The organism is Micromonospora tarensis (assembly GCF_016803395.1).
Lineage (GTDB): Bacteria > Actinomycetota > Actinomycetes > Mycobacteriales > Micromonosporaceae > Micromonospora > Micromonospora tarensis.
Genome location: NZ_JAEVHL010000222.1, coordinates 1 through 10,724, shown reverse-complemented (window position 1 = coordinate 10,724; position 10,724 = coordinate 1). Strand labels below are relative to the sequence as shown.

Below are 10,724 nucleotides of genomic sequence, written 5' to 3'. Positions count from 1 at the left end.
TCGGACACCTCCGGAGGGGACGGCAACAGCGAAATCGGCGGTACGCCCAACTCGCGCAGCCGTTCCTGTTGGCTCGCCAGCCCGGTACGGACCACCGTCAGCTCCTCCCGGGCCGCCTCCGCAGACCGGGCCTGTTCACCGGCCGCAGCCGCCGCGCCACGGCGTACCCCGTCCAACTGACGGGCCGCGGCCAGATACTCAGCCCAGGCCGCGCCCGGCTCGACCGTCACCGGCGCGGCGGCCTCGCCCGCAGCGGCGGCGGTCCGCTGCCGACCCGGCCCGGCCACCGTCGCGTTCGGACTCACCTCGACACCCTCCACGCGCGCCACGCGGTCACCCCGCCTCGTCGGCGAACGGCACCAGGACCGTGCCCCGCTCGTCCGGACCGTCCCAGAGCACCGCCCGGTCGGGGCGAACCCGCCACTCCACCGGCTTGCCGAAAACCGCTGTGAGCTGCGCGACCGGCACGTCCAGCACGACCACAGCGGCCAGCTTGTCGAGCTCACCCGCCGGCTCGAACAGCGCGGCGAACGGCGGCACCGCACGCCACCACCCCAGCAGGTGCCTGCCCGCCGGAGGCCCGTCGCGCAGCAGCGTCCGCAGCCGGTCCACCGGCAGTTCCCGAGGGCCCGGCCGGTCCAGCCCGAAGACCACCAGATACGTAGGCAGTTCGGCGTACGTGTCCGCGAGCAGCGCCGGCAGCTCCACCAGCTCGGCCGAGTGCCGGGTCGCCAACTCGGCGGTCAGCGCCCGCGCCAACGCCCGGGAGCCCGGGTCCGGTGCCGCCACCAGGAAGCGGGCGGTACCCGGCGGGTGGTGCGCCGAGGTGCTCCGGGCGGCCGTCGCCAACAGCCCGCCGGCGGCGGTGCCCGAGCCCAGCACGGCGAGATTGCGCCCGGCCGCCGGCCCCAACGGCACCGCGACTGTCGAACGGGCCACGTCCACCGCACGGCCCAGCAACGCGGCTGGCCCGTGCGCCTGCCCCGCCAGCGCCGCCCGGTGACGCGGATCGTTGCCCAGCAGCGGGCGGGCGTAGCCGGCGAAGACCACCGGCGGCACCGACCCGGCCGGTCGGGCCGCCCACAACTCGTGCCGCAGACCCTCCACCACCTCCGGGTGATCCTGCGGGTCGGGGTACCGGATCAGCCGTTCGTGACCCCGGATCGCGCCCCGGGGGCCGCCCAACCCGCCGGCGGTGTTCACCACCGCGCTGCCCACCGGCAGACCCGCCGCCGAATCGTTCGTCGGCTCCAGCACCGGGCTCCCGCCCGGCAGCGCCACCCGCACCGGGAACTGCCCGAGCACCGAATCCCGATGACCGGCATCCGCGCGCGCACCCAGCCCCAACTCGCCCGCCCCGGCCAACACCAGGTGCACGCCGTACGCCCGGCCGGCCCGAGCCAACCCGTCCAGCTGGGCCGCCACCTCGGTGGCCAGCCGGTCCCGCTCGGCGAAGAGCAGCGGCACATTGTCCAACACGCAGACGATCCGGGGCAGCGGCTGGTGCTGACGTAGCTCCGCGAAGCGTTGCCCGCCGGCCCGCGCCCCGGCCTCCGCCCGGCGCTTGACCTCCGCCGTCAACTCGTCGAGCAGGTCCCGGACGTACTCCCGGTCGGCGGCCATCGCGGCGGCGCGCACCTGGGGAATCCACGACCGGTCCCGTTCGGTCTGCAGGAACTCGACGAAGGACTCGCCGTCGCCGAGATCCGCCAGGTAGAAGGCCAGCTCGTCCGGGCCGTACCGGGCCGCGAGGCCGAGCAGCGCGGTGGTCAGAAACGCCGCACGACCCGCCGACGACCGGCCACTGACCAGCCAGTGCGGGGTCAGCTCGGTGAAGCCCAGCGGCACCGACCGGCCCCCGGCATCACCGACGGTGGTGGTCAGCCCGTCCGCCGCGTCCGACTCCCACAGCCGATCACCCGTCGGCGGCAGCAAATCCCCCAACGCCAACCGGGAACCCGCCTCCACCTGCTCGGCGAGCCGCCGACAGACCGCGCCGACCAACTCGGCCGGCGGGTCCGACTCGACGAAGACCGGCGAGTTCAGACCGCCCGGCCCAGCGCCACCCGGGCCGGCGAAGGACGCCCCCGGCGGATCGCCGAGCAGCGCGTACGCGTTGCGCAGCGTCAACGGCGTGGTGCGCGGCAGCGGCTGCCGCGCCGAGTACGGGCCGGCGGGCGGCCAGCCCGCCACCACCAGGTGCAACCCCGCAGCCGGCCCCTGCTCGGCCAACGCCTCGACCCGGGCCAGATCGGTCGGGCCGGTCGGCTCCGGCAGCGCGGCCACCACCAGCAACAGGGTGCGATCATGTCGCCGCCGCCCACTCGCCCCCGGCGTGACCCACTGCTCCGCCTCAGTCAGCACCGCCCGTAGACCCGCCACGTCCACCGCGGGCGGCGGCAGCAGACCAGCGTCCGCGAGCGCCCCGAACGGGGGCAACACCGACCCGGTGGCATCCACCGCGCGGACCAGCAGAGCACCCGCCGGCGTCGCGCCCAACAACCGCAGGAGTACGGCGCGGAGCAGGCCTGCCACCCGTGGCTCCCGGGCGTCGACGTCCACGCTGAGGTGCCCGGTGCCGACAAGTGGCACCAACGCGGGGAAGCGAGCGTCGTCCAACGGTGCCGCGGTGCCCACCCGCACGAACGGCGGCGGACCGTCACCCGCCGGAGAGTCCACGGTCAGCGTGTCCAGGGCCGCGCCCGACCAGCCCGGAGCCAGCGACGCCGCAGCCGCCCGCAGGCGGTCGGCCACCTCGTACTGGCGGCGCTGATCGGCCGGGGCCGGGCGGGTCTCGTCCAGGATCCCGGCAGCGGCGGTCGCGACGGCCGCCGCCCGGCGGTGCAGGGCCGCGGCGCGGTTCGTGCGTGCCTTCGGACCGGCCACCGCGTCCACCCCCTCTACCCGAGGTTGGCAACCCCTCCCCGAGCAGAGACGGTATCCCAGCCGAGGGCGCTCCTCCGGGAGGTGCCTCGGCGGTGCGCCGGTGTTGTCGCGGATGTCACCGGTGGGGAGTGATCCGTCACGATCCGCTGGATCTGAGGCATTGGCTCCGGGGCGTCCAGCCGATAACGTCAGGAGGTGGAATCAGTGCAGCCCCCCGCCGGTTCCCAGGTCTCCCGCGTACCGGCCCAACGGACCCCGTCCGAGCAACTGCCGCCGGCCCCGCCAACGCCGACGCCGCAGCCGCCGCGCCGTCGAATGCGGACGGTGCTCATCGTCGTCGCCGGGGTGCTCGCTCTGGTCACCGCCGGCGCGGCGATCACCGGCTACGTGCTGTACGACCGAGCGACGAAACCCGACCGCAGCGCACCAGACGTGGTGGTGGACAACTACCTACGTGCATTCCTCGTGGATCGCAACGACGTAAAAGCGGACCTCTACACCTGCAAGGGCGGGGCGCAACTGGAAGCGCTACGTGCCCTGCGGGACGACATACATAGCCGTGAACAGCAACTGGGCGTCACAATATTGGTGAGTTGGGGCAGTCTCGACGGCGATAATCAGGACGGATCAGCCTCTATCACGACAGTCATACGGCGTAGCGCCTCTGTAGATGGAGTGCAGCAAAGCCTGGCCGACACATGGCGGTTCGACGTCGAAGAGCAACAGGATGGCTGGCGAGTTTGTGGTGGCGGCAAGGGAAACTGATGTTCATTCAATCCACAGGAGATGGACCGGAACTTCCAGGGTGGTGGGCGATTGGCCGCGCCAGGCCCAGCGGTACCACTCCACCTCCGGGGTGATCCGCACGCAGATGTCTCCTTCGGCGCCCGAGTAGGTCTCGGTGACCGCTCGGAGGTCACGATGCTCAAGGCCGCCCTCGACGTGCACCACCCGCCGCCCGGTGACCGCGTCCGCCTCGAAGACGGGTGTGGGCGGCCGGTGTGCCGGACCATCCAGCGAGACCAGTCGGATGCCGGTGTCCCGAGAAGCCTCCGCGCCCGGCCGGCTGCCGACCGTCTCCACCCACACCCGCTCCACCGGTATGAGCGGTGCGAACACCTCGACCTGATCGGCCTCGGCGCGGTACCACTCGTGCTCCGGGATCACCGGCACGTAGGTCCGGGCACTCTGCACCACCCGGTCGTCCGCACGTAGGTCGCCACGCCAGCCCAAACCCGGCAGCCCGACCAACACCCGTCGCCCGCGCAGTTCCACCCGCTCCGTCGCCTGAACGATGGCCAGCGGTCGGGGAGGCTGGGGGGCCCAGTCCGGGTGATCGGCGAACGGGTCCGGCAATGGTCCGGTCATGCCTGCGGTGGCCTCACTCAGCGGTGCGCAGCGGGGCACCCCGCTGGCGCATGAACGGGACGGGGTTCACCGCGCCGGAGGGGTTGCGATCGTTACGAAGGTGCACCTCGAAGTGCAGGTGCGGGCCGGAGGAGTTGCCACTACTGCCGACCTTGCCGATCACCTCGCCGGCTGCCACGGTCTGACCGACGTCGACGCTGGGTCGAACCACCATGTGGCAGTACCGGGTGATGTAGCCGCCAGCGTGTAGCAGGTCGACGAACCAACCGCAGCCCTTCTTGCCGGGGAAGCCGTCCACGTTGCAGTCCTGCCGGCCGCGGTAGTCCGGGTCGCAGGTGGAGACCAGAACGCGGCCAGCCGCTGCCGCGCGAATCTCGGTGCCCTTGGCCGCGCCGATGTCGACCCCGTTGTGCCGGGGTCGGCTGGCGGTACGGAAGCCGGAGCCGACGCCGCCAGGGATCGGTGCGGTCCAGCCAGAGGCGGCGATCTCGCCGCCCTCGGCCGCGTCGCAGAGCGCCTTACCGTTGATCTCGACGGTACGGGACGCACCACCGGACAGCGCGTCCACGATCCGGCTGGCCAGCTCTTCGTGCTTGGCGTACGCATCCGGGTACGCGCTGATCTGCACCCGCTGCGCGACCACGGTCAGTGGTCGGCGCTGCCAACTCCCGACCTTGACGAGCTTCTCGTAGAACTTCCGAGCCGTATAGGCGGGATTCAACCGCTCCGAAACCGTCCCCCACCCCGGCCGCTGTTGGAACAGGCCCAACGAGTCGTGGTCGGCGCCGACGCCCTCGTGTTGCAGGGCCAGTGACGCCGGCACGCCCCGGTTGGCCAGGTTGCGCAAGCCGGACTCCTGCATCGCGGTGGCGAGGGCGATCACCCAACCTCGCGAGGGCACACCCATGTCCTGGCCGACTTTGATGATGATGGCGGCGTTGCGAATCTGCGCGTCACCGTATTCGGGGAAACGTGGCAGCTTCCCGGTGACCTCCACCGGCCGAATCGGCCCGCATCCCAAGCCGGCCAGGGAGTCCGCCTTCTCGCTGTCGTCGCCGCCGAGTCCGGTGAGGAAGAACGCCGCGGTGCCGCCGGTACAGCACAACAGCAGCAGCATCCCGGTGAGCGCTGCGGCGAGCACACCGCGCCGGAGGGGCCTGCGGCGGAGCGCGTTGCTACCAGCGTCTTTCACGGCCGCTCCCAGTCCAGCACGTCGACCAGCCAACCACCGTCGGAGCTGACCAGCTCCAGCCGGAGCCGGCCGGCATCAAGAGGCAGCAGCAACTCGACGAACGTCGCGGTCTGCTCGCGCATGGTTGGCGGTCCGGCGACCTTCTCGGCGGGCACGCTCTCCGGCTCGACGCCGGCCAGCTTGTCGCGCAGCGCCGGTGTGGCGAGCGGCCGTAGTCCGGCCTGCCATTCTTCGGCGGTCATTCCTGGACGGCCCACCCAGGCCGTGGCGAAACGGTCGGCGGTCTGCTCGGGTGTCCGGGCGCCGGGGGAGGTCACCGGTGATCGCGGAGCCGCGCTGCTGAGCACGCCGTCGTCACCGGCCGTCGGGTCCACCGTGGTGATCGGCCGGTTGGGACGGCTACTCAAACCGTTCGCCGGATCGAGGGGACCGGAGACCAGCCGGGCCGCGCCGAGCACGCCGAGGACGAGTACCGCGATGACCAGTGCCACGCCCAGCCGGGACCGCAGTGCCCGGGTGAACAGAAACTCCAGAGCCCGTCGCATCACCGTCACCGAGCCTCTGATCGCACCCGAGGTCCGGTGCGATCCGGTGCACGCTCAACCGAACCCGGTCGGTAGACCACGAACGACGGGTCCTCCGCCGGCACATCTGGCTCGGTCCAGGTGGCGGGCTGCCGCCGTCGGGGCCGGGGGGCGACTGGCCGACCACCGCGGCTGGACTCCTCCGCCGGCGCCTCGTCGGGCCTCTCCTGCCCGTCGGGCCGCACCGTCTCTGGTCGCCGACCTTCGGCTGCCCCGGTCGGCACTGGGATCGGATCCTCTCGCCGCGCCTCCGGACGCAGCCGGGTCTGCTCCGCATTGGGTGACCGTCGTCGTCCGCCCACCGGTTCGGCAGTACCGCCCGGCTCAGCCACGTCCAGCCGCGCGGCGGTCCGCATGTCCCGAAAGAACCGGCGATGCCAGGAGCCGGCCGAGCTGACAGCTTCGCTGCTGTCCTTGCCGCCCAGCTGGGTGATCCGCCGGTACGGCCGCAGCAACAGCCATCCGACCACTCCACAGAGCCAGACCAACACCACCTGCAGCCAGCCCGGCAGCGTTGGCGTGCTCATGATCAGATCTACCGCAAACAGATAGATGGCAGCCCCGGTGCCGAAGATGGCGATGTTGAACACCGCAGCGACCACGGCGTTTCCCAACCGCCGTAGGCCAGCGCTCGCCGGCCGCAGCAGACCGATGGTGCCCAGGATGGGTGCCGCGATCACCGCCCAGCGGAAGATCAGGAAGCCCAGCAGCACCAGCACCGACGCCGTCAGGTCGAACATCGCGAAGAGCACGGCCGCGAGCACCGCGATGAAACCGGAACCGACTCGGTCCATGTCGCGGACACCCTGGAGATACTCGTATGCTTCCGGGTCCTCCGTCTTGATCTGCTGTGCTACCCGCGCCCACTGCTGCTGCTTAGCCTGCATCGTGGCATCCCGGGTGGCCGGATTGGCACGCAGCTTCTTGGCCTCGTCCCAGGTGAACGCCTTGGCGTCGTACAGAGCTGGTCCGTACTTGCGTGCAGTCTCGCTGTCCGCCGCGCCCAACACTCCACGGAGCCAATTCCGGTAGAGCATGGTTTCGGTAGCTGTGTCGCTTGCCCGAACGGCAGGGGTGCGCAGATCCTTGCAACGATTGGGATCGGGATCGATACACCGGCCCGGTGCTGGCTCCTTCGATTGCGGACCGAGTGCGTCGTGTACGACGCCGAGACTGGTGACGAGTGCGCCGTCGGCGATATTGGCGGACTTCACCGGCCAAGCGGCAAGCGCCGTCACCGCAACCATCACCAAGAGCGCCCAGCCCGCAGTGGTCATTGCGTTGCTCATGTCCGACTGGCGGGAGCGCCAAAGCAGATAGAGTCCCACCACACAAAGGGTGACGATGCCGAAAACGCTGAAGACCTTCTGGTAAACGGCCTTGGTCGCCTGCTCGACCAGCGGGTCCGCCCAACCCCACATCGACCCGGGGTCCCAGGCGCGCTCCCTCAGCGCGTTCGACGCGCCAATGATTGCTGTAGCAGCCATGAACTCACCATTGGCGATTGTGGTGGTGAACTTGTAGTCCGGATGTAGCACGCTTGCGGCACAGCCACCGTCAACGTCATAGGTGTTGTAGCTGTAGCCCCCATAACCATAAAGGCTGTATTTGCCAGCCATCCCATTCGCTGCGTCCGCTGGTGGGGCAGCGGCGAACCAACCAGCGAGGCCCGAATCCGGGGTGCTCGGGGTCGGCGCATTACGACACTTGATCTCGTCTTCGCTCACCGCTTGGAGCTTCTGCACGCAGGCTTGGAAGTCGGCCTGCCATTCAGCGGTCGTGCAGAGGTCGCGCGGGCCTGGGCGACCGGTGGTGCGGCCGCTGCGGCCTCCGCGCCGATCAGCGGCCAGGTGAGGGTGGCCCCCGCCAGTACGCCGAGCGCGAGCAGGAACGACATGATCCTCGCCCGGGCCCTCGCCATGTCACGCCTCCAGATCCGGCAGGGGGATGCTCGGCAGCACTCCGGCCGCGGCGGCGATCGCGGCGGGCGTCGTGTCGAGGTGGTCCAGCAGGCCGTCGACGTACGAGACGTCGACACGGACCTTCTGCACCCTGCCGTCGACGTCGCGCATCACGAACTCGCGGAAGCCGAGTCGGGAGGCGGAGTTGGTGTCGGCGGCGGAGAGCGAGGCGAGTGTCGCCTCGTACCCGTCGTCGACCGGCACCCGCAGCAGCCGTAGCGCCTCGGAGGCGATCTCGGCGTCCTCGGCGATGCGGCCGACGAAGACGGTGGAGACGAGGTTCTGCACGTCGAGGCCGAGGATGTCGCGGGGGTTCTGCGAGGCGACCAGCGCGGCGAGGTTCCACTTGCGGGAGTCGCGGGCGAGCCGGACGAGGAACGAACGCCCGGAGCGCCAGCCCTCCATGAAGTGCGCCTCGTCCAGGCCGACCAGCTTGCGGGACGACATGGAGCCGCCGTAGCAGCGTCGTACGGCGAGCCGGTGCGCGGTGTGCAGCATCGGCAGCGCGAGTGCCTCCTCGGCCGACCAGTACTCCCGCTCGATCTTGAGGTCGGGCAGTCGCAGCCCGGCCATGGTGATCACGGTGAGCGCGGCGTCGGCGCCGAGCAGCCCCTCTGGCGGCCGACCGAAGAAGAGCATGGCCAGTGGCATCTCGGCGGTGTCCAGCAGGAGATTGGCCAGTTCCTTGCCGGCGTCGTCGTCGAGCCGCCCCAGGCAGCTCACCACGTCGTCAAGGGTGGACGTCTCCTCGGCGGGAACCTGACGGACCGCGTGCCGGAACAGGGTGGCGGTGGACGCCTCCCTGGCCACCTGCGGCGGCACGAGCATCATGCAGATGTCCTGCACGAGCATCCGCCGCTCGGCCCGGGCGTTGGAGACCGCGATCTCGAACTCGCGGTCGCCGGCGGCCCCGGTGCCGAACTCACTGCGCAGCGGCGTCGGGATGAGCGAGTAGGGCGCGAGCGTGCCGTGCTCCGAGCCGGTCAGGTTCAACACCCGGGAGTACGGCCGCAGCTCGGGCATCGCGCAGAGTCGGGCCAGTGGGCCGGACGGGTCGAGCAGGGTCACCTGCACCCCTCGGCGGGCAGCCAGGTAGCCCAGCGCGCCGAGCAGGGTGGACTTGCCGCCGCCCGGCTCGGCGACGAAGACCGCCAGCCCGGAGCGTTCCCGGACCTCCATCGGGAAGTGCAGGTCGAGGAAGACCGGGCGACGGCAGGTGCCGGCGGTCCGGCCGATCAGGTCGCCGCGCCGGTCGCCCACGTTCGACGCGGCCTGGGGAAGCGCCGCCGCGAGCAACGGCACGGGCATGCGCCGGACGTAGCCGGTGTTGGCGATCGGCTCGCCGGGGATGAACTCGCGGGCCAGCCAGTCCTGGTTCTTCGGGTGCTGCAACGAGATGCGCAGCTCCCGTGAGTAGAGCTGGATGAGGCGACGGGCCCGTTCCAGGCATTCTTCTCTGGTCCGACCGCCGACCGCGATCCGGTGCCAGCCGTGCGCGCGGGCCGAGTCGACCGGCAGGCCGGTGGTCATCTCGTCGCCGATCACCAGCGCGCGCTTGGCGAGTCGCTCCAGCTCCGGCGGCGCGTCGATGCCGTGCTCGGCGTAGTCGAGCTGTTGCGAGCGGATCATCCGCAGCCGGTGTTCGAGATTGCGGAAGGAGTCGCCGGAGCCGAGGATGTCGACGCGGGTGGAGATCTCCATAGGCCAGGGCAGCCGCTCGTGGAAGTGCAGCCAGGGCTCGTGCCGTTCCGGGATCTCCAGTGGCTCCATCCGGCCGACCGCGAGCACTGCCACGTGCCGTTCCTCGCCGGTCATCCGGTTGACCAGCTTGACCGTGGAGCCGTAGGGGGTGCGGTAGCGCTCGACCTGCTCGGTCAGGGCGAGCAGGTCACCGCGTTCCCAGCGCCCGTCGGTTACCGGGGAGAGCGTGCCCGGCGGTGCCATGCACAGCGCCACCGAGCGGTAGAGCAACCATTCGAGTTCCTGCGCGGTGACCCGCCGGCCGCGCATGCCGAACGCGCCGAGCACCTCGTCGAACTGTTCCACAGTGCGGCCCAGCTTGCGGCGTTCACCCTCGGCGGTGCCCCGACCGAAGGTGCGCAGCAGGCGTTCGGTGAGCGAGTCGCCGAGGGACCGGCGGGCGAAGGTGACGCCCAGATAGGTCTGCCCCTCCGCGTGGTTGACCGCCATCAGGTGCCGCTGGGCGGCGACCAGATGATCGGCCCAGCCGGTGGTGCCGGGCACGTCCGCGAGCGGTGCCGCGGTGTGCGCGTCGATGGTGCGCGCCCATTCGTCGGCGGGGAAGGGCCGGGTGGTGCGGCGCAGGTGCAGCCGGAAACCGGCCAAGCCGGCGTACTGCTCGGAGATCGCCGACAACAGCGCTTCGCGTTCGGCGTCCGGGCGGAACGCCCAGCGGACCTCGGGTAGCCAGTACCAGGCGGTGACGGTGTTGGGAGTGAAGGTCAGGTGACCGGCGATCTCGGTGATGGCCAGCTCGACCGACGGGTCCCGGTCACCGAACTTGATCTTCGGGGGCCGGACCCGGGTGGGCTGGACGGGTCGGTCCTGCCGGCTGGCGGCGCGCTGCCGGGGTGCGGCCACCTCTTTGCCGGCGCTCTTCGTCCGTTGCGAACCGGTGGCACGGCGTGGTGCCCGGTCCAGGGCGGGCCGGTCGGCCGGTGCGGCGCCCGGGGGCCGGCCGGCCGGCGCGGTGGGCACGGCCACCGCGGCCGG

At 71.2% G+C, this 10,724-nt stretch carries 6 protein-coding genes and 2 pseudogenes; 1 reads left to right on the top strand and 7 read right to left on the bottom strand.

The window, feature by feature from the left end; genetic code table 11:
- Positions 1 to 305: pseudogene (locus JM949_RS28655) on the bottom strand (hypothetical protein); the annotation flags it as partial.
- A 28-nt stretch (positions 306 to 333) separates the two neighbouring features.
- On the bottom strand, positions 334 to 2,895 hold the full coding sequence (locus JM949_RS28650) for an FtsK/SpoIIIE domain-containing protein (protein WP_203151292.1): 2,562 nt from the start codon (positions 2,893 to 2,895) through the stop codon (positions 334 to 336).
- A gap of 195 nt (positions 2,896 to 3,090) precedes the next feature.
- Here JM949_RS28650 and JM949_RS28645 point away from each other — a divergent pair, with 195 nt between their 5' ends.
- Positions 3,091 to 3,651, top strand: a complete 561-nt coding sequence (locus JM949_RS28645; protein ID WP_203151294.1) for a hypothetical protein — start codon at positions 3,091 to 3,093, stop codon at positions 3,649 to 3,651.
- Between the two features lie 3 nt (positions 3,652 to 3,654).
- On the opposite strand, the gene JM949_RS28640 is transcribed toward JM949_RS28645, so the two are convergent.
- The 5 genes and pseudogenes from JM949_RS28640 to JM949_RS28620 all read right to left on the bottom strand — a co-directional run.
- Positions 3,655 to 4,254 (bottom strand): hypothetical protein, encoded by a 600-nt coding sequence (locus JM949_RS28640; protein ID WP_203151291.1) that lies wholly within the window; start codon positions 4,252 to 4,254, stop codon positions 3,655 to 3,657.
- 13 nt (positions 4,255 to 4,267) lie between these two features.
- On the bottom strand, positions 4,268 to 5,371 hold the full coding sequence (locus JM949_RS28635) for a M23 family metallopeptidase (protein ID WP_203151293.1): 1,104 nt from the start codon (positions 5,369 to 5,371) through the stop codon (positions 4,268 to 4,270).
- Between the two features lie 71 nt (positions 5,372 to 5,442).
- Complete coding sequence (locus tag JM949_RS28630) at positions 5,443 to 6,000, bottom strand: hypothetical protein (RefSeq protein WP_203151290.1); 558 nt, start codon at positions 5,998 to 6,000, stop codon at positions 5,443 to 5,445.
- Positions 5,997 to 7,951: pseudogene (locus JM949_RS28625) on the bottom strand (MFS transporter). The gene JM949_RS28630 and the pseudogene JM949_RS28625 overlap by 4 nt, the downstream one beginning before the upstream one ends.
- A gap of 1 nt (position 7,952) precedes the next feature.
- On the bottom strand, positions 7,953 to 10,724 hold a 2,772-nt coding region (locus tag JM949_RS28620; protein ID WP_203151289.1), incomplete at its 5' end, for an ATP-binding protein.

Excerpts from the sequence above, each read along its gene's own strand:
- JM949_RS28635 (WP_203151293.1), bottom strand. The coding sequence starts at position 5,371 with ATGCTGCTGCTGTTGTGCTGTACCGGCGGCACCGCGGCGTTCTTCCTC.
- JM949_RS28640 (WP_203151291.1), bottom strand. The coding sequence starts at position 4,254 with ATGACCGGACCATTGCCGGACCCGTTCGCCGATCACCCGGACTGGGCC.